At 62.8% G+C, this 23693-nt stretch carries 23 protein-coding genes; 13 read left to right on the top strand and 10 right to left on the bottom strand.

Annotated features, from left to right (window positions below; translation table 11 throughout):
• Window positions 1–271 precede the first annotated feature (271 nt).
• Window positions 272–1417, bottom strand: a complete 1146-nt coding sequence (locus K288_RS0100465) for a GGDEF domain-containing protein (RefSeq protein WP_027577818.1) — start codon at window positions 1415–1417, stop codon at window positions 272–274.
• A gap of 259 nt (window positions 1418–1676) precedes the next feature.
• Window positions 1677–1892, bottom strand: a complete 216-nt coding sequence (locus K288_RS0100470) for a dodecin family protein (RefSeq protein ID WP_027577819.1) — start codon at window positions 1890–1892, stop codon at window positions 1677–1679.
• A gap of 181 nt (window positions 1893–2073) precedes the next feature.
• Here K288_RS0100470 and K288_RS0100475 point away from each other — a divergent pair, with 181 nt between their 5' ends.
• From K288_RS0100475 to K288_RS0100485, 3 genes are all read left to right on the top strand, one after another.
• Entirely contained in the window at window positions 2074–2649 is a 576-nt protein-coding gene (locus tag K288_RS0100475) for a heme-binding protein (RefSeq protein ID WP_201449625.1), read from the top strand.
• A 258-nt stretch (window positions 2650–2907) separates the two neighbouring features.
• Window positions 2908–3903: a hypothetical protein gene (locus K288_RS0100480; RefSeq protein ID WP_027577821.1), complete on the top strand. Its 996-nt coding sequence runs from the start codon at window positions 2908–2910 to the stop codon at window positions 3901–3903.
• A gap of 234 nt (window positions 3904–4137) precedes the next feature.
• Window positions 4138–4506, top strand: coding sequence for a winged helix-turn-helix domain-containing protein (locus K288_RS0100485; RefSeq protein ID WP_027577822.1), 369 nt, complete (start codon window positions 4138–4140; stop codon window positions 4504–4506).
• A 135-nt stretch (window positions 4507–4641) separates the two neighbouring features.
• Here the strand turns inward: K288_RS0100485 and K288_RS0100490 are convergent, their stop codons facing one another.
• On the bottom strand, window positions 4642–5019 hold the full coding sequence (locus K288_RS0100490) for a hypothetical protein (RefSeq protein ID WP_027577823.1): 378 nt from the start codon (window positions 5017–5019) through the stop codon (window positions 4642–4644).
• Between the two features lie 189 nt (window positions 5020–5208).
• Here K288_RS0100490 and K288_RS0100495 point away from each other — a divergent pair, with 189 nt between their 5' ends.
• Window positions 5209–5772 (top strand): DUF2478 domain-containing protein, encoded by a 564-nt coding sequence (locus tag K288_RS0100495; RefSeq protein ID WP_027577824.1) that lies wholly within the window; start codon window positions 5209–5211, stop codon window positions 5770–5772.
• A 42-nt stretch (window positions 5773–5814) separates the two neighbouring features.
• On the opposite strand, the gene K288_RS44150 is transcribed toward K288_RS0100495, so the two are convergent.
• Complete coding sequence (locus tag K288_RS44150) at window positions 5815–6381, bottom strand: PadR family transcriptional regulator (RefSeq protein ID WP_244442997.1); 567 nt, start codon at window positions 6379–6381, stop codon at window positions 5815–5817.
• Window positions 6382–6441: 60 nt separating this feature from the next.
• Between K288_RS44150 and K288_RS0100505 the strand changes: the two genes are divergently transcribed.
• Window positions 6442–8061: an AMP-binding protein gene (locus K288_RS0100505; protein WP_027577825.1), complete on the top strand. Its 1620-nt coding sequence runs from the start codon at window positions 6442–6444 to the stop codon at window positions 8059–8061.
• A gap of 17 nt (window positions 8062–8078) precedes the next feature.
• Here the strand turns inward: K288_RS0100505 and K288_RS0100510 are convergent, their stop codons facing one another.
• Window positions 8079–8927, bottom strand: coding sequence for a VOC family protein (locus tag K288_RS0100510; RefSeq protein ID WP_027577826.1), 849 nt, complete (start codon window positions 8925–8927; stop codon window positions 8079–8081).
• Between the two features lie 191 nt (window positions 8928–9118).
• Between K288_RS0100510 and K288_RS0100515 the strand changes: the two genes are divergently transcribed.
• Window positions 9119–9754, top strand: coding sequence for a 2-hydroxychromene-2-carboxylate isomerase (locus tag K288_RS0100515; protein WP_027577827.1), 636 nt, complete (start codon window positions 9119–9121; stop codon window positions 9752–9754).
• A 51-nt stretch (window positions 9755–9805) separates the two neighbouring features.
• Window positions 9806–11005 (top strand): CoA transferase, encoded by a 1200-nt coding sequence (locus K288_RS0100520; protein WP_027577828.1) that lies wholly within the window; start codon window positions 9806–9808, stop codon window positions 11003–11005.
• Between the two features lie 93 nt (window positions 11006–11098).
• Here K288_RS0100520 and K288_RS0100525 read toward each other — a convergent pair whose 3' ends face one another.
• A complete protein-coding gene (locus K288_RS0100525) occupies window positions 11099–11767 on the bottom strand; it encodes a glutathione S-transferase family protein (RefSeq protein WP_027577829.1) in 669 nt (222 codons plus the stop codon).
• Window position 11768: 1 nt separating this feature from the next.
• Window positions 11769–12509: an SDR family NAD(P)-dependent oxidoreductase gene (locus K288_RS0100530; protein WP_027577830.1), complete on the bottom strand. Its 741-nt coding sequence runs from the start codon at window positions 12507–12509 to the stop codon at window positions 11769–11771.
• A 346-nt stretch (window positions 12510–12855) separates the two neighbouring features.
• On the opposite strand from K288_RS0100530, the gene K288_RS0100535 reads away from it, so the two are divergent.
• From K288_RS0100535 to K288_RS0100555, 5 genes are all read left to right on the top strand, one after another.
• Complete coding sequence (locus tag K288_RS0100535; RefSeq protein ID WP_027577831.1) at window positions 12856–14037, top strand: acyl-CoA dehydrogenase family protein; 1182 nt, start codon at window positions 12856–12858, stop codon at window positions 14035–14037.
• Between the two features lie 20 nt (window positions 14038–14057).
• Window positions 14058–15197 carry an acyl-CoA dehydrogenase family protein gene (locus tag K288_RS0100540; protein ID WP_027577832.1) on the top strand — a complete coding sequence of 380 codons (1140 nt, stop codon included), beginning with the start codon at window positions 14058–14060 and terminating at the stop codon, window positions 15195–15197.
• Window positions 15198–15214: 17 nt separating this feature from the next.
• Window positions 15215–16399, top strand: a complete 1185-nt coding sequence (locus K288_RS0100545; RefSeq protein WP_027577833.1) for an acetyl-CoA C-acyltransferase — start codon at window positions 15215–15217, stop codon at window positions 16397–16399.
• Window positions 16400–16420: 21 nt separating this feature from the next.
• Window positions 16421–17431: a nitronate monooxygenase family protein gene (locus K288_RS0100550; protein ID WP_027577834.1), complete on the top strand. Its 1011-nt coding sequence runs from the start codon at window positions 16421–16423 to the stop codon at window positions 17429–17431.
• Between the two features lie 123 nt (window positions 17432–17554).
• Window positions 17555–18760, top strand: a complete 1206-nt coding sequence (locus K288_RS0100555; protein WP_027577835.1) for an ABC transporter substrate-binding protein — start codon at window positions 17555–17557, stop codon at window positions 18758–18760.
• Between the two features lie 55 nt (window positions 18761–18815).
• Here K288_RS0100555 and K288_RS0100560 read toward each other — a convergent pair whose 3' ends face one another.
• Window positions 18816–19643, bottom strand: a complete 828-nt coding sequence (locus K288_RS0100560; RefSeq protein WP_027577836.1) for an enoyl-CoA hydratase-related protein — start codon at window positions 19641–19643, stop codon at window positions 18816–18818.
• Window positions 19644–19963: 320 nt separating this feature from the next.
• Here K288_RS0100560 and K288_RS0100565 point away from each other — a divergent pair, with 320 nt between their 5' ends.
• Window positions 19964–20989: an aldo/keto reductase gene (locus K288_RS0100565; RefSeq protein ID WP_027577837.1), complete on the top strand. Its 1026-nt coding sequence runs from the start codon at window positions 19964–19966 to the stop codon at window positions 20987–20989.
• 43 nt (window positions 20990–21032) lie between these two features.
• Here the strand turns inward: K288_RS0100565 and fabF are convergent, their stop codons facing one another.
• Window positions 21033–22295, bottom strand: coding sequence for a beta-ketoacyl-ACP synthase II (fabF, locus tag K288_RS0100570; protein ID WP_027577838.1), 1263 nt, complete (start codon window positions 22293–22295; stop codon window positions 21033–21035).
• A 151-nt stretch (window positions 22296–22446) separates the two neighbouring features.
• On the bottom strand, window positions 22447–23691 hold the full coding sequence (locus K288_RS44155; protein WP_051334249.1) for a GTP-binding protein: 1245 nt from the start codon (window positions 23689–23691) through the stop codon (window positions 22447–22449).
• Window positions 23692–23693 lie beyond the last annotated feature (2 nt).

Raw genomic sequence — 23693 nt, forward strand, 5'->3', positions numbered from 1 at the left:
AGAAAAATTTGGACCTGCCCACTCGGTTTCTCCATCGGACACGAAAGCCAACGGCGGTTGAGTTACCTAGGGAGATGGAGAAGCGATCGACCGATTAAAGGAACATTCTTTCACAACGTTTCAACCAAGCGCGAGGCAGCCGAGTCCATACGCCTTGTGCCGGCAGGTGGCGGTGTCGTTGATTACGTCTGCAACAGTTTTGTCCACGCTTGAAATGACGCGCTAGCGCAACGCGCCAAGCCTGGGCCGCCTCGAGTGGCGACGGCAGGGCCTAGGCGGCCAATCCGAAGTCCGAGAGTTTAACGCGGTTGCGACCGGAGGTCTTCGCCTCATAGAGAGCTTCATCCGCCCGGATCAGCAGCGAGTGGATCGTCTCCGATCCGGTGGCGTAGGCAATTCCGCCGCTTACGGTCGCGCGGATGGGTCCCAAGGGAGTAGGGACGGACATTGCCTCGATCTGTGCTCTTATGCGCTCGGCAACGGCTGCCGACGCCCTTGGACTCGAGTTCAACATCACGATGCAGAATTCTTCGCCGCCAATTCGCGCGGCCAGATCGTCTGAACGGATATTTGCCGTGATGATCTCGGCAAAGGCTTTCAGCGTCCGGTCGCCGGAATCGTGTCCGAACCGATCGTTGATGGACTTGAAGTGGTCCAGATCCATTGCCACGACAGCGGTGCCAACCGCGACTTGGCCGGGCGGACCATCGAACAGCGCGCGGCGATTTAAGAGTCCGGTCAAGGCGTCCGTCATGGCTTCCGACCTATGCCGGTTTGCGATCCGCGCCTGATTGAGGGTGAGCGATAATGTGCCGATGCCGGTCAACCCGGCGATCACGACGATGGAATTGATGTCTTCGGCCCAATTGGACGGACGAGCCGTCAGGACGAACTGGCCTTGTTCGGCGAGGGCGTAGCCACAGGCGACAAAAGATGCCGAAGCTATCAGATAGAGCGTCGCATTGGCCGCCATCAGGAGCGGCGATTCGGCGCGCGCGGTCCAGTATTGGAGGGCGGCCAGCAGGAGCAGCATGCCGATCGCCAGATTGGCAGAGATCGTGCCGGTGCCGGAATAGCCCATCGCGAACGCGGCGGACGTGCACAGAATGCCAAGGCCGGCAACGGTGAATGCAGTGAGCCAATTGAACCGCCTCGAGCAAAACTTGGCTGAGCCTGCATAGAGCAGTCCGAAGCCGAAAATAAGCAGCATGAACGACGCAAGCAGCAAATTGGCGTCGTACCTTTCAATGACGCTGCCAAAGAACGCCACTCCGGCGACGATAAAGGCGAGGCCGATCGACCAGCTCAGCAAGTGGGTCTCGGATTTTCCGACGACCCACATCATGCAGAGGGTGAGGCCGAGGGACGCGCCCGAGAAGCCGATTGCGACGAGGATCGAAAACTGGTCGAGAAGCATGAGGCCGGGCCGCGGTGGGATCGGGGCCTTAATACGTCATGGATCGTTACCCAATGATGGGAGCGGCAAGTCGTTTGCAGTGCAGGGTAATCAAATGGTTATCGCTTTCGGTTGAAAACCGTCCAATTGGTGCCGCGGATTTCGTAAGCGAAAAGAGGAGGATACTGGATATTCCGAAACCTCGAATTGAGGTCATAAGTCGAGCGGATTGCGATCAAGCTCAACCTCGCCCCGCGAGCGGGGCGAGGTTGCGAAAACGTCAGGAGCCCTCGAACTTGAACGATACGTTGAGCTTGGCGCGATAGGCCTCGACTTGCCCCTTGCCATCCAGTTGCATATCGAGTTTGACGACCTCGGCGACGCGAAGATCTCGGAGAGTTTTTGCGGCTTGCCCGACCGCGTTGGCCGCGGCCTTTTCCCAGGATTCGGTGCTGGTGCCGATCAGTTCGATGACCTTGTAGACGCTCTCAGGCATGTCGTCCTCCTGTTCGGAATGAAGCAGGAAGCAGGCGCTCCCTGCCGCCGTCGAAACTAGCATCACGATATCGGCGTTGAAAAGGACGCCACCGTCGAAGGCTGCGACTCATCTCGTTCGACTGCTTGAGGAACAATCTCAACTTGTGCTTTGATCTCGCGGCCACAACCGAGGTTTTATCATGACTTATCCGCGTTTCCTGGTGTTACGGATGTTTGCCTTTGTCCCTTTCGGCTTCCGCCATGGTTTCGCAATTTGGATCATCGCCTGCGCCGCGGTGGTCACCGCAAGCGCAGCATCGGCACAGCCGCTCCCGCCCGGCGTGCCCGAGAAGATGCCGGCCGACATTCCCTATGGGACGCCGATTTCGTTGGATGTTGCCCGACAAGCGGTGGACGCCGCGTTTGCGGAAGCGTCCAAGCGCGGGTGGAAGATGGCCATCGCGGTCGTGTCGCCGTCGGGCGACCTGACCTATTTCGTGAAAATGGACGACACCATGTTGGCATCGCCGACCATCGCCCAGAACAAAGCGCGCACCGCCGCGCGCTTTCGGCGCGACACCAAGGGCATGTTCGATCTGATGGAAACCGGCCATCCGTATGTGATGACGCTCGATCCGACGCTGGTCGCATCGGCGGGCGGCATACCGATCATCATCGAAGGCAAGGTCATCGGCGCAATTGGATGCAGCGGAGGGGCGGGCGCGCAGGACGCTGTCGTCTGCCAGGCGGGCATCGAGGCCGTTACCCGCAAATAGTGCCAGGCGCGAGGATGAGGCCGCGGCCTCATCGGCGTCGCAACGATGCGAAACAGCATCTGAAGACGCGCGTGTAGTGCTCCCCGGAAAGCGGCGGCTTTCACATCGTTGTATGTTGCGCTATATATCGTGGGCGAACAGCCGGGCCGGAAGAGCTACGGAGTTCCGGTCCTGCGGACGCGCAGTGAGCGATCATCGATCGATGATCGTCCCCTCGAGGCATTGCCTCGTCCACCCACGTCCATCAGGAACCAAAACATGAAGCAGAATGACAGCGTTGCCCTTTGCTCGCTGCGACAGGGAGACTTGCTCAAGAACATCAATGCATGGGCGCTCGGCGCGGCCGGGTTGATATTGCTCATGCTCGGCACGGCGCGTGCCGAGACGCCGATCGGCGTGCCCGACAAGAGCCATCCGGAGAGCGTCACGGCCACCAGCGACGGCACGCTCTATGTCGGAAGCTTCAACCAGGGTGGCGTCATAAAGGCCGCACCTGGCGGAAAGACGGAGCAGTTCATCTCGCCCGGCGCGGGCGGCAGCCGCTCGGTGCTTGGCGTGCTCGCCGATGAAAAGAGCCGTACCTTGTATGTCTGCTCCAACGACTTGAGCGGCTCGGGCGTTGCTGGTCCGAGCGAGACCAAGGGCGCCTGGCTGAAAACCTTCGACCTTGGCACCGGCGCCCCGAAGGCGAGCTTTCAGCTCAAGGATCCGAAATCGCTTTGCAATGATATCGCGGTCGGAGGCGACGGAACCGCTTACGTCACCGACTCCTTCGCGCCCTATGTCTACAGCCTGAAGCCGGGCGGCACGGCGCTCGACGTGTGGGCGACCGATCCGCTGCTGGCACCGGCAAAGGACGGGGTCGGGCTCGACGGCATCGCGGTCGGATCGGACGGCCATCTCTACGTCACGACCTTCATTCCCGCCAAACTGTTCAGGATCGCGGTCAAGGATGGCAAAGCGGGGGAGATCACCGAGTTGAAGCCGTCCCGTCCGCTGGATCACGCGGATGCGATGCGTGCGTTCGGCGGCGACTTCCTGCTGGTCGAAGGCGCCGGCCGGCTCGACAAGGTCACGGTGACGGGCGATGAGGCCAAGGTCGACGTGATCAAGGACGGCCTGGCCGAGCCTGTTTCGGTGACCCAGGTCGGCAACACCGGATGGATCGCCGAGGGCAAGCTGTCCTACCTGCTCGGTCCCAACAAGGGCAAGGATCCCGGTCCATTCGCGATCACGCCAGTTCCGTTAAAGTAACACGTGAGCTAGAGTCTCGGTTCTGACTTGAATCAGAACCGAGACTCTAGATTCTTGTTTTGACGCGTTTTCTTCCCGCGAACCGGTGCCCTTCGCTCGAAAACGCGCTGGTTGCTGTCGTGTAGGAGAGACGCGCCGGCCGACGCCGACTGCGGCGTTATCGGCCGGCGCTCATCTTGTCCGTGAAAAGCTTCAATGGCATTCTAGGGAATAGACGCAACCGACGGATTCTACATGTCAAAACCGGGCGCCAAATCGCTTCCACATTTGAGCGTTCGCATCGATCTCGATAGCGACGAGAGGATCGGGCCCGGCAAGATCCAGTTGCTCGAGCAAATCCGCGATTGCGGTTCGATTTCCGCGGCCGGGCGCGCCATGGAGATGTCCTACAAGCGGGCGTGGGACCTGGTCGACGAGATCAACCGCATCTGCCGGCATCCGGCGGTCGAGCGGCAGACTGGCGGCAAGAATGGCGGTGGCGCGGTGCTGACGCCGTTCGGCCTTTCCCTGGTGGCGCGCTACCGCAAGATCGAACGCGATGCCGCGAGCGCGGTGCGCAAGGAACTGGTGGCATTGCAGACCGATATCGCCCGCAAGGCGTGATGCCTAGATCATGACCCGATCAGACGGATCATGATCTCATCTCTTTGTTTGAGCATGAGTTTGAGCATGATCTCCGCGCAAACGCTTCGCGTTTGTCGCGAGGGAAAACCGGTTTCCACTTTTCCGGATCATGCTCTAGTTTGCGCGCAGCGTCGCACCTGGCTGCGGTTCGGCCGCGATCGCTTCTCCCAACAGGCTCTGCTGCTCGCGGAGAACCGAGAAGCAGACGCTGAACCCGTCCACCGTCCGCAGCGTCACCATGCGCACGCTCGGATCGCTCGATTGCTCGACCATCCAGGAGTCCAGCGGATAGGCGTAGCGCAGGCTGCCGTCGCCGTAGCGGCGCTGCAGCGCCTTGTCGAGTAATCCCGGCAAGGTCATCACCAGCGTGCCGACCTGGTTCAGCGAAAGCCGCAGGGTTGAGGGATTGCCGGCGGAATCGACGAAGCCAAGCGAAACGCCGCCATCGGCGGCGACTTCGCACGTCGTCAGGGCCTTCGGGTCGATCTGCATCAGAGGCTCCGAACAAATATCCGTTATATTCACGAAGATATATCGGTGCGATCCCGGCCGTCCAGCCCGTCTTTTTGACCCTGCCACGCCGCGTCCCGGGTATGGCTGGCAACCGCCGGGACGTGATATGGTGATGGATATAACGGAGCCCGGGCCGGGGGCCCGTCGCAAATGGAGATGAGGCCCCCCATGTTCGACTCCCAATGCGATCTTGCTGCGCTCGTGTATGAGCAGCATCAGGACCCCGACGAGATCCTGCGCGATTTCGCTGCTGGCCTGAACAAAGCGGGATATCGCGCCGTCGGCATTGTCCAGCTCGGCCATCACTGCCTCGATGCCGGTCTCTCGGCCATGCTGGTCCATACCGGCGAAGAGCTGCAGCTGTTCCAGGACCTCGGCAGTTGCTCGGCCGGCTGCCGCCTCGACGTCGGCCAGTTGCTCGACGCGGGCGAGCGGATCGCTGCGGCGATCGATCGCGGCGCCGACGTGCTGATCGTCAACCGCTTCGGCCGGCAGGAATGCGAGGGCAAGGGCCTTTGCTATTTGGTCGAGCGTGCGCTCAGCGCGGATATCCCGGTCGTGATCGCAGTGCCCAGCCACCGCTTTGCCCATTGGATCAAGTTCGCCGACGGCATGAGCGTCCGCCTCCGCTGCGACCGCGATGCGCTTGATGCATGGTGGAACAATGTCTCGGCGCGATATCCGAGGCCCGCGGCCGCCGAACACCGGACGGTTTGCGAAGTGTTGAAGTGACGTGATCGGACGGAAGCTGCGCCAGGCGCAGCAGCACCGATATCACGGGGAGGGCGGTCGCGCCGCGATGTCCTCCCAGAACTCCAGGCATGCCTTCGCCATGCGGATGCCGAGATACAGCGACGCCATCCGGCGATTGCGTCCCATCCTGCCTGCATAGGTCTTCTCGATTTCGGCGTAGGTGGCGAGCCGTTCGCGATAGAGCTTGGCCTGGCTGAGCGCCAGCCGCACCAGATCCTCCTCGCTCATGAACTCACTGAAGAAGAGCTGCAACACTGCGATGTCGCGCATTTCAAAGACCGTGTCGGGCGGGGTCTTCAGCCATTTCTTCAGCGCCGCGTCGCCCTTTTTCGTCAGCTTGTAGAGCTTGCGACGGCGGCCGCTGCTCTCGGTCTGGCATGACAAGAGCCCCGCGGCCTCCAATCGTTCCGGCTCGCCATAAAGCTGCGAATGCGGGAAGGGCCAGAAATAGCTGACCGAACGGCCGATCGCCTTCTTGAGATCGTACGGTGTCGAAGGGCCGCGCAGGCCGATGAGGCCCAGCACCAGGCAGGATACCGGGCCGAGCCGGATGTCGGATTGGGCTGAAACAGCAGCGTGATTTGACATGGTCCGATTCATACCATACTAAATGGACTATAGCAGCCATGAGAGCCGCAGAGGAGTGTTATGCCCGAGATTCGCAGCATCCCATCCTCGCTGTCGTACCTGCCGGCGGAGGCGACCGAGCCGGTCTTCGACATTTCAATCGGCGACGCACTGCGCAAGTCGGCTGCGACATGGCCGATCCGGCTCGCTTTGATCGAAGGCATCGCGGAGAAAGATGCGCGACGCCGCTGGACGTTCGAGCAATTACTGGCGGAATCCGAGAAGGTGGCGCGCGCGCTGCTGCGGCGCTTTGCTCCGGGCGAACATGTCGCGATCTGGGCGGCCAATGTGCCGGAATGGGTGCTGGTCGAATTCGGCGCCGCGCTCGCTGGCGTGACACTCGTCACCGTCAATCCTGCTTATCTTGGCGAGGAACTCGCCTTCGTCCTGAAACAGTCACGCGCCAACGGCGTCATCGTGCAGGACGTCTACCGGAACCGCGACCTTGTCGGCACGGTCGAGGCGGTGCGGAACACGCTGCCAGATCTTCGCGAGGTCATTGCCTTGTCGGGGTGGCCGGAGTTCATCGCCGGCGGTGATCCGGCGGCGCCGCTGCCGGAGGTGACCGCCGCCGACGTTGCGCAGATCCAGTACACGTCGGGCACGACAGGCAGGCCGAAGGGCGCCCGCCTGACCCATCGCAACCTCGCCAACAATGGACGCATCTACGCGCGCACCATCGGCGCTGATGACAACGACATCTTGGTCAACCCGATGCCGATGTTTCACACCGCGGGATGCGGCCTCTGCACGCTCGGCGCGTTGCAGACCGGCGGAACGCAGGTGCTGCCGCCGGGCTACGATCCCGAGCTGATGCTCAGCCTGTTCGAGGAAGAGCGCGGCACCATCACGATCTGCGTGCCCACGATGCTCATTCGCATGCTCGACTCTCCTGATATCGGCGACCGCGACCTGTCGTCCTGGCGCCTGGTGACGCTCGGCGGCGCGCCGGTTCCGCCGGAACTGGTGCGGCGCGCGCTGGAGCGCGGCGTGAAAGTCGCGATCGGGTTCGGACAGACCGAAGCCTCGCCCTATCTCACGCATACGCTGCCGGATGATCCGCATCCCGACTGGATCTCGACGGTGGGCCGACCGTTGCCACAGACCGAAATCAAGATCGTCGATCCCAAGACCGGCGAGACCCTGCCACGCGGCGAGATCGGTGAAATCTGCGCGCGGGGCTATTCGATCATGAAGGATTATTTCGACGATCCTGCCGCGACGCGGTCGGCGATCGACGCGGAAGGGTGGCTGCACACCGGCGATCTCGGAAGCCTCGACGAGCACGGCTATTGCCGCGTGCAGGGTCGCCATCGCGACATGATCATCCGCGGCGGCGAGAACATCTATCCGCGCGAGATCGAGGATCTGCTCTATACCCATCCGGCGATCCTCGGTGCCGCGGTGGTCGGCATGCCCGATCGCGACTGGGGCGAGGTGCCCGTCGCTTTCATCCAGATCAAGCCGGGCCACGTGGCGTCCGACGAGGAACTGATGGAGTTCTGCCGGCAGCGGCTCGCGTCCTACAAGGTCCCGCGCGTCTGGCGGGTCGTCGAACAGTTTCCGCAAACCGCATCCGGCAAGATACAGAAATTCGTGCTCCGCGATCTCTATATGGCGGATAATTCGCCTTCTTCGTGAGGGACGCGGCAGCTCGCCTACGACTCTCGCGGAAGATGCTGCACGAAGAGGGTGGGGACGTTGCATGTTCCGTCGCGGAGCGTGAAGACGCGCGTTCCCGGCTTGGCACCGGCCTTGACGTCGGACACGTTGCGGCCCGCGCGCAGTAGCCGCTCGCGCGCGGCATCGGCGTCGTCAACCGACCAGGCGATGCCCCAGAGGTGGTCCGCCTTGCGCGCCTCGTTCTCGGCCGGGCGGTGGACGACTTCGATCAGCATGTCGCCGCAGGCAAACTGCATCAACCGGCTTTTGTTCTTCGCATCCGTGCGGTCGAAGATCAGGTCGAGCCCGAGACGCGCGCCGTAGAGCGCCATCGCGCGTTCCGGCTCGTCGGTCGCAACCACGACCAGGTCCATCCTGCGAACGGTGGCCGGTGCTGTCGCCGTGGAGCGCGCTGCTTCGGATAGACGCTTGCTGAAAGCGATCGGCACGCCGTGCGATTGTTCGGCCGGCAAGCCGCTCCGTTTCCAGGAGAGCGTCGCGCCGGCCGCAAGATCGCTGAACGTGATGTCAGCGACTTCGTCCGGCTGAAGCGAGATACGTCGCAATCGCCGATAGCTCTTTTCGATATCCTCGACCGCAAAGTCCAGACACCACAGGCCTTCGCCGCTCTCGGCAAGATCGGCGCGGATGCGCGCGCCGAGCGCGCCTTCGCCGTTGGGCGCCGTGACCCGAAGCGTGGCATTGTCCAAAATGAAAAGCGCGCTTTCGGCGCCATCAGTTCTGACGCGAAATGCCGGCTCCCTGGCGAGCACCTCGCGATAGGCGGCAATGCCGGTGTCGAGATCGTGAACCAGGACGCTGGTGTGGTCGAGGGTCGTGATCATGAAAAGCGCTCCCGGGAGAGGTCGGCTCCGTTGCAAACTGCATCGAGCTTCGGCCTACGGCAGCATATTGGATGATCCCGAGAATTGACAGTTCATTTTTGGAACTGTATGACGAGGGCCAGCCAGGGCATGGCTACAGGTCGCCTGCACATGACAGGCGGAGAATAACGGATGCTCACGAGGAGAGGCCGGTGGGAAATCCCCTGAAGGTTGAATTCCATTTCGATTTCGGCAGCCCGAACGCCTATCTGGCGGAACTTGTCATTCCCTCGATCGAACAGCGCACCGGCGTGAAGTTCGACTATGTGCCGGTCCTGCTCGGTGGAATTTTCAAGGCGACCGGCAACATGTCGCCGGCGGATTCGCTGCGCGGCATCAAGAACAAGCCGGAATACATGGCGCTGGAGACCGAGCGCTTCATCCGCCGCCACGACATCACGACCTATCGCCCGAACCCGTTCTTCCCGGTCATTACCTTGATGCTGATGCGCGGCGCCGTCGCCGCGCAGTTCGAAGGCGTGTTCGAGCCGTATTTCCGTGCGGCCTTCCATCACATGTGGGAGGAGCCGAAGAAGATGGATGACGTCGAAGTGGTTCGCGCCGCGCTCAAATCCTCCGGCCTGGACGCCGACAGGCTGATCGCACGGGCGCAGCAGGACGACGTCAAGAAGCGGCTGATCGACCTGACGGCAGACTCGGTCAATCGCGGCGCCTTCGGCTCGCCGACCTTCTTCGTCGGCAACGAGATGTTCTTCGGCAAGGACCAGCTTCGCGAGGTCGAGGAATCCATTGTCGAACAGACAAGGCAGTTGGCGAAGAGCGCGTAAGCAGCGGACCGCGGCGGGCCGGAGATCGCCGAACAAATAAAGGAGAACGTGATGCCGGGCCCACTTAATGGCGTACGCGTACTGGATCTGACCGGCGTGGTGTCGGGGCCGTTCGCGACCATGTTCCTCGCCGACCAGGGCGCCGATGTTCTCAAGATCGAACCGGTCGGCGGGGACATCACCCGCCGCAGCCGCGCCACCATCGACAAGTCCGGCGAGTTCTCGGCGCTGTTCATTTCCTCCAACCGCGGCAAGCGCTCGCTCGCAATCGACGTCAAGAGCGAGGCCGGTCGCGAGGTGCTGGCCAAGCTCGTCGCGCAGGCCGATGTGCTGGTGCAGAATTTCCGGCCCGGCACCATGGAGCGCCTCGGCCTTGGCGCGGATGAACTGCGCAAGCGTCATCCGCGGCTGATCTATGTGTCGATCAGCGGGGTCGGCGAGACCGGGCCCTATGTGAAGAAACGAGTGTACGATCCGATCATCCAGGGATTATCGGGCTTCGCCGACATCCAGTCGCAGCCCGTCACCAACCGTCCGCAGATGATCCGCACCATCGTCTGCGACAAGACCACCGCGGTCATGACTGCGCAGGCGGTAGCGGCCGCGCTTTATGCGCGCGAGAAGACCGGGCAGGGCGATCACATCCGCGTTGCGATGCTGGATGTGATGATCTCCTATCTTTGGCCGGAAGGCATGATGCAATACACGGTGGTCGGCGCCGAGGAGACCGCCGCCGATCCCAACGACCGGCCCGATCTCGTGTTCAAGACCAGCGACGGCTACATCACCGCCGGCACGATTTCGGATTCGGAATGGCAGGGGTTTTGCCGCGCCACCGGCGATCCGGAGCTGGCCAAGGATCCACGCTTTGCGACGCCATCCGCGCGCTCGGTGAATGCGACCGCGCGGATCAACAAGATGGCCGAATACATCGCGCAGCACACCACGGCCGAATGGCTGGAGCGGCTCGATGCCGCCGATGTTCCCTGCGCGCCGATCCTGCGCCGCGGCGAGATCATCCACAACGAGCAGGTGGTGGCGCGCGAGATCATCACCGAATTCGAGCAGCCTAAGGTCGGGCGCGTGCGGCAGCCGAAGCCGGCGGCGCGCTTCGAAGTCAACGAGGCGTCGATCGGCGGACCGGCGCCCCGCGTCGGCGAGCACTCGCGCGAGGTGCTGCGCGAACTCGGCTACGACGATGCCGCGATCGATCGGATGGTCAGCGAGAAGGCGGTGCGGGTCGCGGTGTAGGGGCCGCGCAATCAATAAGCGACGAGTGGGACGCTCTCTCCCTCTCCCCGTGAAGGACGGGGAGAGGGAGAACCGTGCCTCGCGCTTGACTGCTCAGCCCTTCGGCGGTGTGACTGGGGCGAGCGGCTTGTTTGCGGCCTGGCCGCGCTGATACGCCTCCCGCTGATGCATGCGCTCAAGATAGGGATGAGCGTGGTCGGAGATGCCTACGCCGTAGGCGATCGCCCAGTCGAGGCAGGTGGTGAGCAGGATGTCGGCGCTGGTGAACCGATCGCCCATCAGGAATTGGCGGCCGTCGGCGAGCGCCACCTCGACGTGGCGCGACTGCTGGCGGAAATATTCCGCGGCCTGCGCCACGACATCAGGCGCGACCCCGTAGATGTGGCCGAGCGCATCGGCGCTGTGCCGCCGCATGACATAGAGGCTCGTCGAATCGAGCTCGGCTACGATGAAGAAGCACCATTCGAGCCAGGCGGCGTAATCGCGCTGGCTCTCCGGAATCAACGAACGCTCCGGCGTCGAATAGGTCCGCGACAGATAGGCGACAATCGCGGCACTCTCGCCGATGCTGAAATCGCCGTCCTGTAGCAGCGGAATCTTCTGCCGCGGATTGAGCGCGGTATATTGCTCGGTCTTGGTCTCGCCGGTGCGGGGACCGATCGGCCGCGTCTGGTAGGCGAGGCCAAGCTCGTGCATGGCCCAGTGCGGTCGGATTGTTCGGCTCGTTCCCACGCCCCAGAGTGTCAGCTCCGGCGCGGCCATCTCACCATTTCTCCACCGAGGGACGCAGGTCGAGCTCATGCGTCCAGCCGTCCCGCGTTTGTTGATGCGCGAACCAATAGGCTTCTGCAATCGACGAGGTCTTGGTCAGGCTGTCGGGTGGAATCGCGCTCGCCTCGATGCCACGGGCTTTCATGCGCTCATGGATGGAAGGGCTGTCGACACCGGCGTCGATGATGAGATGCATGACATGGACGTTCTTCGGCCCGAGCTCGCGCGCCATCGCCTGCGCAACCGCGCGCAGTGCGAATTTCGCCGATGAGAAGGCGGCAAAGCCGGTGCCGCCACGGATGCTTGCGGTTGCGCCGGTGAAGAAGATGGTGCCGCGGCCGCGCGGCACCATGTAGCGCGCCGCCTCGCGGCCGACCAGGAATCCGGCGTAGCAGGCCAGCTCCCAGGCCTTGAAGAACAGTTTCTCGGTGGTTTCGAGCAGCGGCTTGTTGACGTTCGAGCCGGCGTTGAAGAGGCAGACCTCGATCGGGCCGATCTCTTTTTCGACGCGGGCGAACAAATCCTGGACTTCCGTCTCCTGCCTGGCGTCGACGCTGAGCGCGTGGACCTCATGGCCGGCGGCTTTCAACTCGTCAACCAGGTCCTGCGATTTGGCGCCATCGCGACGGCAGATGCAGACGATGTAGCCACCCTTTGCGAAGCGCCGCGCGACGGCGGCCCCGATGGCGTCGCCTGCGCCGACCAATATCGCGACCCCGCGGCGTTCTGTCATCCTCTCCTCCGGACAGTTCTTATTTGGTACCGGATTATTAGAAAGCGACAAGCGCGATGTAAATGGAAATATTCGAGTGCGCACTGACATTTGAGCTACCGGTGTTACATCTCCTCTTCGAGGCACTGCTCGCTCGCAAAGATTTGCGATTGACGAGTTCTAAAAAAGAACGTTAGATGCCGGCCTTGATCAGGTCGCCTCACGAGCGGCCGGATATCTGTCGGGGAGGTCTGAGGTGGCAAATTTGCCAGAGATACTTGGCTGCGGCGAAGCCACAAGGTCGGCGTCGCCCGCTATGGAACCCGGATCCGTTCACTTCGATGAAATCCGGTAGGAGCGCTGTTTGATGGAGTTGGTGCTTTCTCCTGAAGAAACTGCGTTTCGCGATGAGGTGCGCGCCTTCATCGCGGAAAACTATCCGGCGGAGATGTGCGTCCCCAATCCGGAAACCGACCTCACCAAGGAGCAGATGCTGCTCTGGCACCGCATCCTCCACAAAAAGGGTTGGATCGCGCCGCTCTGGCCAAAGGAATATGGCGGCCCGGGCTGGTCGATCACCAAGCGCTTCATCTTCGAGCAGGAGACCACGCGGGCCGGAACACTGCCGCCGCTCGCGTTCAGCGTCACCATGGTCGGTCCGGTGATCTACACCTTCGGCAATGAGGCGCAGAAGAAGAGATTCCTGCCGCGCATCCTTTCCGGCGAGGACTGGTGGTGCCAGGGCTATTCGGAGCCCGGCTCAGGCTCCGATCTCGCCTCCGTCCGTACCAAGGCGGTGCGCGAGGGCGACCACTATATCGTCAATGGCCACAAGACCTGGACCACGCTCGCGCAACACGCAGACTGGATCTTCTGCCTGGTACGCACCGACACGAGCGCGAAACCGCAATCCGGCATCTCGTTTCTTTTGATCGACATGAAGTCGCCGGGCGTCACCGTGCGCCCGATCATCACGATCGACGGCAGCCATGAGGTGAATGACGTTTTCCTTGAAAACGTCCGCGTGCCCGTCGCCAATCTGATCGGGGAAGAGAACAAGGGCTGGACTTACGCCAAGTTCCTGCTCGGCAATGAGCGCACCAGCATGGCCGGCATCGGCCGCTCGACGCGCTATCTGGAACGGCTCAAGAAAATCGTGAAGGCCGAGATTCCCGAAGACGATCCGGCCCATCTCGAATTCGTCAGGGATATCGCCCGCATCGAGCTCGACGTGCTGGCGCTGGAGGCGACCGAGCTTCGCATCGTCGCGCAGATGGCGCGCGGCATCGATCCCGGCCCTGCGGCGTCGCTGTTCAAGATCAGGGGTACCGAGATCTTCCAGGACATCACCGAACTGACGCATCGCGCGATCGGCAATTACGGACTCGCGATCCGCGAGCATCCCGTGAGTGCCAACCATTTCATGCCCGGACCGGACTACGGGCACACCGCGTCGGAAAAATATCTCAACTCGCGCAAGCTCTCCATCTACGGCGGCTCGAACGAGATCCAGCGCAACATCATCGCCAAGGCCGTACTTGGACTCTAGCTTCGCAGGGAGCCATCGGAATGGACATCCAGTTCACGGAAGAGCAGGAGCTGTTGCGGTCCAGCGTGCAGCGCCTGTTGCGCGATCAGTACGATTTCGACGCACGCCGCAAGATCGTCGCGAGCGAGGAGGGCTGGAGCCGCAAACATTGGTCGTCCTTCGCAGAACTCGGTCTGCTCGCCGCGCCATTCTCCGAGGAGGTCGGCGGGCTCGGGGGCGGGCCGCTGGCCACCATGATCATGATGCAGGAGTTCGGCAGGCACCTTCTGGTCGAGCCGTTCTTCGAGACCGTCGTCCTCGCCGGGGGCCTGATCGAAGACATCGGCTCGGCGACTCAGCAGGCCACCTATCTCCCTGATATCATGTCCGGAGAAAAGGTCTGGGCGCTGGCCTGGTCCGAAGGCCGCTCGCGTTACGATCTCGGCCATGTCTCTACCACCGCTCGCCGCGAAGGTGGTAGCTACGTGCTCAGCGGCACCAAGGCAGCGGTCGTGGCTGCGCCGTGGGCGGACAGTCTGATCGTCTCCGCTCGAACCTCGGGAGAGCGGCGCGATCGCAACGGCGTCAGCCTGTTCGTCGTCGATCGCCATTCCCCGAACCTTCATCTCCAGGGTTTCAGGACCATCGACGGCCGGCGTGCCGCCGAGGTCGCGCTGATGAATGTTTCGGTGCCGGCGAGCCAGATGCTGGGACGGGAAGGCGAGGGCGTTGCTGCGCTCGAAGCTTGCCGTGACAGGGCCATCGGCGCGCTCTGCGCGGAAACTGTCGGCGCGATTGGAGAACTGAACGCGGCGACGCTTGAATACAGCAAGACGCGGAAGCAGTTCGGCGCGACGCTCGGCTCGTTCCAGGTGCTGCAGCACCGGATGGTCGACATGTTCATCGCGCATCAGGAGGCGCTCTCCCTGATGCAGCATCTCAACCTCAGCCTTGCATCGAACGAGGCGGGGCGGTCGCGGCTTGCGTCCGGCGCCAAGTCGAAGATCGGCTACGCGGCGAAGTTCGTGGCCGATCAGGCGGTGCAGCTTCACGGCGGCATGGGCATGACCGACGAGCTCAATGTCGGCCATTACTTCAAGCGGATTTCATCCATCAACATCCAGTTCGGCGATCCCGCCTTCCACGTCCTGCGCTACGCGCAGCTCGATGCGGCGGCCTGACGAGAAGAGGAAAGCACATGCCAGATGCAGTGATCGTATCAACGGCGCGTACCGGCGTCGGCAAGGCCTATCGCGGCGCACTCAACAACACGGAAGGGCCGACCATGGCCGGCCATGTGATGGCCGAAGCGGTCCGGCGCGCCGGGATCGCGCCCGGCGAGGTCGAGGACGTGGTGATGGGCTGCGCGATGCAGCAGGGCACCATGGTGATGAACGTCGCCCGCAAGGGCGCGATCCGCGCTGGCTTGCCCGTCACCGTCGCCGGCACCACGATCGACCGGCAATGCGCCTCGGGCCTGCAGGCGATTGCTGTCGCGGCGCGCTCGGTGATGCTCGACGGCGTCGAGATCGCGATCGGCGGCGGCATCGAGTCGATCAGCCTGGTGCAGAACGAGCACATGAACAAGTTCCACGCCGTCGACGACGAGCTGATGGCGATGAAGCCGGAAATATACATGTCGATGCTGGAGACCGCCGAAGTGGTCGCCGAGCGCTACAAGATCGGGCGCGAGCAGCAGGACGAATACTCGCTCGAGTGCCAGCGCCGCGTTGGCGCCGCCTTGCAGGGCGGCCGCTTCAACGACGAGATCGTGCCGATCACGACCAGGATGGCGGTCGTCGACAAGGACACGAAGGAGGTCACCTACAAGGAGGTGACTCTGAGCAAGGACGAGGGGCCGCGGCCCGACACGACGGCCGAAGGGCTCGCAAAGATCAAGCCGGTGTTCGAGGGCAAGACGATCAGTGCCGGCAATGCCAGCCAGCTTTCGGATGGCGCGTCCGCCTGCGTGATCATGAGCGACAAGGTTGCTTCGCAGAAGGGACTGAAGCCGCTCGGCATCTTCCGCGGCTTCGTCGCTGCCGGCGTCGAGCCGGACGAGATGGGCGTCGGCCCGGTCGCCGCGATCCCGCGGCTGCTCAAGCGGCACAACCTGAAGATCGACGACATCGACCTCTGGGAGCTCAACGAGGCCTATGCGGTTCAGGTGATCTATTGCCGCGACAAGCTCGGCATCGACCCTGAAAAGCTCAACGTCAATGGCGGCTCGATCGCGATCGGCCACCCCTACGGCATGACCGGCGCCCGGCTCACCGGCCATATCCTGATCGAGGGCAGGCGGCGCAAGGCGAAATACGGCGTGGTGACCATGTGCATCGGTGGCGGCATGGGCGCTGCGGGACTGTTTGAAATCGTCAACTGATCGCGAAAGCGGAGAAACTTCGTGAAGACAGCAATCACTGAACTGTTCGGTATCCAGCATCCGATCATCCAGGGCGGCATGCATTATGTCGGCTTTGCCGAACTCGCCGCCGCGGTGTCGAACGCCGGCGGTCTCGGCCTTATCACCGGCTTGACGCAGAAGACGCCGGAACTGCTCGCCAAGGAAATCGCGCGATGCCGCGATATGACCGACAAGCCGTTCGGCGTCAATCTGACCTTCCTGCCGAGCTTCACCGCGCCGCCTTATCCGGAATATATCGCCGCGATCCGCGAGGGCGGGGTGAGAATCGTCGAGACCGCCGGGCGCAGCCCCGAGCAGTACATGCCGGCGCTGAAGGCGGCCGGCATCAAGGTGATACACAAATGCACGTCCGTCCGCCATTCGCTCAAAGCGGAGAAGATCGGCTGCGATGCGGTCAGCGTCGACGGCTTCGAGTGCGGCGGTCATCCCGGTGAGGATGATATCCCGAACATGATCCTGCTGCCGCGCGCGGCGGATGAATTGAATATCCCGTTCGTAGCTTCCGGCGGCATGGCGGATGCGCGCAGCCTCGTCGCGTCGCTCGCGATGGGCGCGGCGGGCATGAACATGGGCACGCGCTTTGTCGCGACCAAGGAGGCGCCGGTCCACGACAACGTAAAGCGAGCGCTGGTGGAGGCAACGGAACTCGACACCCGCCTCGTGATGCGCACGCTGCGCAACACCGAGCGCGTGTTGAAGAACAAGGGCGTGGATCAGCTTCTCGAGATCGAGCGCGAGAAGGGCGCCAGCCTCAAGATCCAGGACATTCACGAGCAGGTCGCGGGCGTCTATCCCAAGGTGATGATCGACGGCGAGATGGACGCGGGCGCCTGGAGCTGCGGCATGGTGGTCGGACTGATCAATGATATTCCGACGGTGAAGGAATTGGTCGACCGCATCATGACCGAAGCCGAGCAGATCATCCGGCAACGGCTCACCGGCTTCCTCGACGGTGTTGTGGCGAAGGCGCCGGCGCGCGCGGTCGCCTGAGAGGTCTTTGACAGTCCGACATGTTGGCTGGTTCGCCCGAGCGGGCGAGCCAGGCCGCGGGCGTCTGCCTGCATTTCTTTTAAATGATTGGCTCGCGCGTGACGGGCTTTGAGGGAGGGTAGCATGAAGATGAAATTAAGTGTGGCGGCGGCATGCCTTGCGGCATCGCTCCTCGCGTTGCCGGCAAGGGCCGCCGACGAGCCCGGCGTCAGCGCTACCGAAATCAAGATCGGCGGGATCTTTCCGTTCAGCGGTCCCGCATCCTCGATCGGCCTCGTGGGGCGGGGCGTGCTCGGCTATGTCCAGATGATCAACGATCGCGGCGGCATCAATGGGCGCAAGATCAACTATATCGCGATGGACGATGCTTATAGTCCGCCAAAGGCGGTCGAGCATGCGCGCAAGCTCGTCGAAAGCGACGAGGTCGCCTTCATCTTCAGCCAACTCGGGACACCAGGCAATTCGGCGACGGCGAAATACCTGAAGGCAAAGGGCGTCCCTTCGATCGCGATCGTCAGCGGTTCGAGCAAGTTCACCGATGTTGCCGAATTTCCGCTGACGACGACCGGGCTCGTCAGCTACCAGACTGAGGGCCGGATCTACGCGAAATTCCTGGAGCAGACGCTGCCGGGCAAGAAATACGCGATCCTGTTCCAGAACGACGACCTCGGCAAAGACTATGTCGCTGCGTTCAAATCGATCCTGAAGAGCGATTTCGACAAGCGCGTCGTCACCGCGGCCTATGAGGTGACGGAGCCGACGATCGATTCCCAGGTCGTCAATCTCAAGAGCTCCGGTGCGGAAGGCTTCTTCATTGCGGGCACGCCGAAATTCGCGGCGCAGGCGATCCGCAAGGCCTCCGAGATCGGCTGGAAGGCAACCGTGATCCTCAATTTTCCGTCGAGCTCGATCGGAGGCACGTTGAAGCCCGCCGGGCTCGAGACCTCGAAGGGCGTCATCGTCGGCACCATCAACAAGGACCCGACGGATGCAAGGTGGGACAATGACGAGGGCATGAAGGCCTATCGTGCGTTCTTCGAGAAATACCTGCCCGGCGCCGATATCCAGAACACCAGCTATCTCACCGGCTACATGCAGGGCATGATCCTGGAGCAGATCCTGAAACAATGCGGCGATGACCTCTCGCGCAAGAACATCATCAAACAGGCGAAATCGCTGAAAGACTTTGTGGTACCGACGGCGTCGCCCGGCATCAGGGCCAATACGTCAGACAGAAACAACATGGTCTGGACGCAACTGCAGATGCAGCGCTGGAGCGGCACCAACTGGGAGCCGTTCGGCGCGATCCTGGACGCTAACTCGGAGTGATTTTTCCTTCTCCCTCGCCCCGCGAAGAGCGGGGCGAGGTGACCCAGGGCCTATTTCACTGCCCGTGAAACACCGGCTTGCGCTTCTCGACGAAGGCGCGCACAGCCTCGCTGTGATCGGTGGTGCGCGCGGCGCGGACCATGTGCTCGGCTTCCAGATCCATCGAACTCAGCAGGTCCGACGTCAGGGCGTGGTCGAGATTGTCCTTGATGTAGCCAAGCGCGATCGGCGGGCCATCGGCGAGCTGTTTTGCCAATTCCAGCGCCGCCGACCGGAGTTGATCGTCGGGGACGACGCGGTTGACCAGGCCGAACGCCTCGCAACGCTTGGCGTCGAGGCGTTCCGACAGGAACATCAACTCGCGCGCGCGGGCCGTTCCTGCCAGCCGCGTCAGCAGCCACGCGACGCCATAGTCGCCGGACAGGCCGATGCGGGCATAGCCGGTCGCCATCACAGCGGACTCGGCGGCGATCCTGATGTCGCAGGCGAGTGCGATTGCAAGGCCTGCGCCTGCAGCCGGACCCGGCAGCGCCGCGACGGTGGGCTTGCGGACGGAAACCAGCACGCCGGTGAGCGTGCGCTGCCTTTCCCGAAGAATGGTGACGCGCTCCTCCAGCGTCCGTTCGGGCCGCGCAATGCCACTTCCCATGCCCTTGACGTCACCGCCGGCGCAAAACGCATTGCCCGCGCCGGTGATCAGAAGGGCGCCAATCTTCGGGTCGTCGCCCAGGCTCTTGATCATGCGCCGCAAGGCCGGGGTAAGATTGTCCGAGAGCGCATTGCGCGCTTCGGGCCGGTTCAACGTCAGGATGGCGACGCGGCCGTCGATATTGCACAGCAATTCGCCGGTGCCCGTTTCAACCTCGGTCAGATCCTCCGACATGGCATTGCCCTCGCGATTATATTTCGATCATAATATTACGATGCCGATGATGCTGCAATTGGGATGATCGGCACTCACATCGATTTTTGCGCGCCGACCCCTTTCCGTCGTTTCTGAGCCGCTCGTGCCGCGGATGCGCGGGTCGCGCAGTCGGACAGTGCCAAGTCACCTTGACTTCAATTGGTGGTTCCACCGTGCGTGATTGCGCTGCTGCCAGATTGGGTTACAATTGTAACATCGCATAGGTTCGCACAAACTTGGGTTGGTTCGGCGCTTCGGGATCAGGTGCGAAGCCAAATCAAGGCTCGGGAAACATAGACATGGAATATCGACGCCTGGGAAAGTCAGGATTCAGCGTGCCCGCGCTCAGCTTCGGGACCGGCACTTTCGGCGGCGTCGGTCGCCTGGCCGCATGGGGCAATACCGATGCGACCGAAGCGCGGCGGCTGGTCGACATCTGCCTCGACGCCGGCGTGTCGATGTTCGACACCGCTAATGTCTACTCCATGGGCGAATCCGAACGCGTGCTCGGCGAGGCGATCAAGGGCCGGCGCGACAAGGCGCTGATCTCGACCAAGGCGAGCTTCCGCTTCGGCGAAGGAGCGAACGACATCGGTTCCTCGCGTCAGCATCTGCTTGCGGCCGTCGATGGTTCGCTCAAGCGGCTGGGCACCGATTACATCGACCTGTTCCAATTGCACGGCTTCGATGCGATGACGCCGCCCGAGGAAGTGCTCGCAACGCTCGATATGCTCGTACGTGCCGGCAAGATCCGCTATGTCGGAGTGTCGAATTTCTCCGGCTGGCACCTCATGAAGGCGCTTTCGGTTGCCGACAAACACGGCTTCCCGCGCTACGTCGCCAACCAGACCTATTATTCGCTGATCGGGCGCGACTATGAGTGGGAATTGATGCCGCTTTGCCTCGACCAGGGTCTAGGCGCGGTGGTGTGGTCGCCGCTCGGCTGGGGCCGGCTCACCGGCAAGATCCGACGAGACCAGCCGCGGCCGGAGGTCAGCCGGTTGCCGCAAACATCTTCCTTCGGACCGCCGGTGCCGGATGAGCACGTCTATCGCGTCGTCGATGCGATCGACGAGATCGCCAAGGAAACCGGCAAGAGCGTATCGCAGATCGCGCTGAACTGGCTGTTGCAGCGACCGACCGTTGCCACGCTGATCGTCGGCGCGCGCACCGAAACCCAGCTGCGGGAGAACCTCGGCGCGATTGGATGGTCGTTGACCAAGGAGCAGGTCGCCAAGCTCGATGAGGCCAGCAAGGTGACGTTGCCTTATCCCTATTGGCACCAACGCTCGACCTTTATCGAGCGCAATCCGCCAGCGGTCTAGGACGGGTGAGCAGTGCAGGCGCGTGGCTCGCCCCGCAACCCGATCACGTCCAGCGTCGCAGGATGATGCTGGCGTTGACGCCGCCGAAGCCGAATCCGTTCGAGATCGCGTGCTCCACGGCCATCGGCCTGGCTGCTCTGGCGACGAGGTCGATGCCGTTAGCGGCATCGTCCGGATTTTCCAGATTGAGGGTGGGCGGCGCCATCTGATCGCGCAATGCGAGAATGGTGAAAATTGCTTCCAGGCCGCCTGCCGCGCCGAGCAGGTGCCCCGTTGCCGATTTGGTTGCGCTCACCGCGATCTTGCCCTCGCGCCCGAATACCGACTTGATGGCTTCGATCTCGGAGTGATCGCCCGCTGGCGTGGAGGTCGAGTGCGCGTTGAGGTGCTGGACCTGGCCCGGCTCAAGGCCCGCCTGACGCAGGGCGAGTTCCATCGCGCGGCGGGCGCCGTCGCCGTCTTCGGGGCCCGAGGTGATGTGATGGGCATCTGCGGTCGTGCCATAGCCAATGATTTCCGCAACGGGCTTGGCGCCGCGCTGAAGCGCATGATCGAGTTCCTCGATGACGAGCATGCCCGCGCCTTCGCCCATCACGAAGCCGTCGCGATCGCGGTCGAAGGGGCGGGATGCGCGCTCGGGCGTTTCGTTAAAATCGGTCGACAGCGCCCGCGCAGCGGCAAAGCCGCCGAGGCTCACGAGGTCGATGCAGGCTTCCGCGCCGCCGCATACGGCGACATCTGCTTCACCCGACCTGATCAGGCGCGCGGCATCGCCGATCGCCTGCACGCTGGCGGCGCAGGCGGTGACGGGCGCACCGATCGGGCCCTTGAAGCCATGGCGGATCGAGACGTGGCCGGCCGCGAGATTGGCGAGGAACGATGGCACGGTGAACGGCGACAAGCGGCGCACGCCGCGCTGGTCGGTGGTGCGCACCGCTTCGACGATCGCCGGAAATCCGCCGATCCCCGATGCGATGACCGTTGCCGTCCGCTCCATCGCATGGGCGTCTGCGGGCGTCCATGCGGCCTGCGTAATCGCTTCGGCCGCTGCGACCAGCGCGAACAGGATGAACCGGTCCATCTTGCGCTGGTCCTTGGGTGGCGCGCCAAGATCGGGATCGAAGCCGCCTTCGACATCATCGGTCTTGGTGGGCACGATACCGGCGACGCGCGCCGGAAGCGCGGCCGCCCATGCCGGCAAGGCGCGAAGCCCTGATCGTCCGGCTGTCAGCCGCGACCATGCGAGGTCGACGCCGCAACCGAGCGGCGATACCAATCCCATTCCCGTAACGACGATGCGGCGCATGACCAAACCCTGTGCTCTTCAGCTTGCGAGAACCGTCCGTTCCCAATCGGAACTTGCGTGCTCGCAAGTGGAAAGTCGAGTGGGTGGCGCGCAATTTCGTGCTTGACTTGCTGGCGCGTCCATCGCCGCGGCAGCGATGCATGGAAATGCTCTATCGAGCCGCCGCACCCGCGTGCGCCTCATGTTGAGGAGCACTCCAGGGAGGAAAGGGGTCATCGAGGCTGCGCCAGCCGTCCGGCTCAAACCCATTTTCGCAGGGAGTAAGGCAGGCATCGAGAGAGGCGCGGATCTGTGCCTCGTCCATGCCTGAGCCGATGAAGACAAGTTCCTGGCGGCGGTCGCCCCACTCGTCGTCCCAATGGCTCTTGATCTGCTCCTGAAATTGCCGATGGCTGGGCCATGCCGGCTGCGGTACCGTTGCCCACCAGTGGCCCATCGGTTCGCACCGACGCTGAATCCCGGCGACGGACAGCAGACCTACCCAGTCCGGACGGGTGGCGAGCCAGAAGTGGCCCTTGGCGCGAATGACGCCTGGCCAGGGTTGGTCGAGAAAAGACCGGAATCTGGCGGGATCGAACGGGCGCCTCGCTTTGTACACGAAGCTTGATATTCCATACTCCTCAGTCTCCGGCACATGGGAGTCAGGGTTGTACAGCTCCTTGTGCCAGAGCGGATGGCTCGCGGCTTTCGCTTCATTGAAGAGACCGGTGCCGAGGAGCGCCTTGGGAGGAATCTTGCCGAAATCGGCTTCGATCTGGCGCGCGTCTGGGTTTAGTGCAGCGATGATCTTCCGGAGCGATGCGCGTGTCGTCTCCGCCACTTCGGAAATCTTGTTGATCACCACGACGTCGGAAAATTCGATCTGCTCAACCAGGAGATCGATGAGCGTGCGCTGGTCGTTTCTGTCGCGCATCTCACCGCGCTCGCGGAGCAGTTGGCTGCTGCCATAGTCGGCGAGCATGCTCGTCGCATCCACGACCGTAGCCATCGTGTCGAGGCGTGCGACGTCGGAAAGAGAGACGCCGCTCTCGTCGCGAAAGTAGAACGTTGCAGCGATAGGAAGCGGTTCGGCGATTCCGGTTCCTTCGATCAGCAGATAATCGAAGCGCCGCTGTTCGGCCAGGCGCCTGACCTCCCGCAGCAGGTCATCGCGAAGCGTGCAGCATATGCAGCCATTGCTGAGCTCGACGAGGCTCTCTGTGGTGTGGGACAGGTCGGCCCCGCCATTGCGGATCAGGCTTGCGTCTATGTTCAGCTGACTCATGTCGTTGACGATGACCGCGACCCGCAGACCGTCGCGGTTCATCAACAGATGGTCGAGCAGCGTTGTCTTGCCCGCGCCGAGGAATCCGCTCAGCACGGTCACAGGCAGCAGATCTTTCCCGTCCGCTCTCATCC

It is taken from the genome of Bradyrhizobium sp. Ai1a-2, from assembly GCF_000426245.1.
Lineage (GTDB): Bacteria > Pseudomonadota > Alphaproteobacteria > Rhizobiales > Xanthobacteraceae > Bradyrhizobium.

Coding starts and splice junctions, on each gene's coding strand:
- K288_RS0100465 (WP_027577818.1), bottom strand. CDS start 1,417: ATGCTTCTCGACCAGTTTTCGATCCTCGTCGCAATCGGCTTCTCGGGC.
- K288_RS0100470 (WP_027577819.1), bottom strand. CDS start 1,892: ATGCCTGAGAGCGTCTACAAGGTCATCGAACTGATCGGCACCAGCACC.
- K288_RS0100475 (WP_201449625.1), top strand. CDS start 2,074: ATGACTTATCCGCGTTTCCTGGTGTTACGGATGTTTGCCTTTGTCCCT.
- K288_RS0100480 (WP_027577821.1), top strand. CDS start 2,908: ATGAAGCAGAATGACAGCGTTGCCCTTTGCTCGCTGCGACAGGGAGAC.
- K288_RS0100485 (WP_027577822.1), top strand. CDS start 4,138: ATGTCAAAACCGGGCGCCAAATCGCTTCCACATTTGAGCGTTCGCATC.
- K288_RS0100490 (WP_027577823.1), bottom strand. CDS start 5,019: ATGCAGATCGACCCGAAGGCCCTGACGACGTGCGAAGTCGCCGCCGAT.
- K288_RS0100495 (WP_027577824.1), top strand. CDS start 5,209: ATGTTCGACTCCCAATGCGATCTTGCTGCGCTCGTGTATGAGCAGCAT.
- K288_RS44150 (WP_244442997.1), bottom strand. CDS start 6,381: ATGTCAAATCACGCTGCTGTTTCAGCCCAATCCGACATCCGGCTCGGC.
- K288_RS0100505 (WP_027577825.1), top strand. CDS start 6,442: ATGCCCGAGATTCGCAGCATCCCATCCTCGCTGTCGTACCTGCCGGCG.
- K288_RS0100510 (WP_027577826.1), bottom strand. CDS start 8,927: ATGATCACGACCCTCGACCACACCAGCGTCCTGGTTCACGATCTCGAC.
- K288_RS0100520 (WP_027577828.1), top strand. CDS start 9,806: ATGCCGGGCCCACTTAATGGCGTACGCGTACTGGATCTGACCGGCGTG.
- K288_RS0100525 (WP_027577829.1), bottom strand. CDS start 11,767: ATGGCCGCGCCGGAGCTGACACTCTGGGGCGTGGGAACGAGCCGAACA.
- K288_RS0100530 (WP_027577830.1), bottom strand. CDS start 12,509: ATGACAGAACGCCGCGGGGTCGCGATATTGGTCGGCGCAGGCGACGCC.
- K288_RS0100535 (WP_027577831.1), top strand. CDS start 12,856: ATGGAGTTGGTGCTTTCTCCTGAAGAAACTGCGTTTCGCGATGAGGTG.
- K288_RS0100540 (WP_027577832.1), top strand. CDS start 14,058: ATGGACATCCAGTTCACGGAAGAGCAGGAGCTGTTGCGGTCCAGCGTG.
- K288_RS0100545 (WP_027577833.1), top strand. CDS start 15,215: ATGCCAGATGCAGTGATCGTATCAACGGCGCGTACCGGCGTCGGCAAG.
- K288_RS0100555 (WP_027577835.1), top strand. CDS start 17,555: ATGAAGATGAAATTAAGTGTGGCGGCGGCATGCCTTGCGGCATCGCTC.
- K288_RS0100560 (WP_027577836.1), bottom strand. CDS start 19,643: ATGTCGGAGGATCTGACCGAGGTTGAAACGGGCACCGGCGAATTGCTG.
- K288_RS0100565 (WP_027577837.1), top strand. CDS start 19,964: ATGGAATATCGACGCCTGGGAAAGTCAGGATTCAGCGTGCCCGCGCTC.
- fabF (WP_027577838.1), bottom strand. CDS start 22,295: ATGCGCCGCATCGTCGTTACGGGAATGGGATTGGTATCGCCGCTCGGT.
- K288_RS44155 (WP_051334249.1), bottom strand. CDS start 23,691: ATGAGAGCGGACGGGAAAGATCTGCTGCCTGTGACCGTGCTGAGCGGA.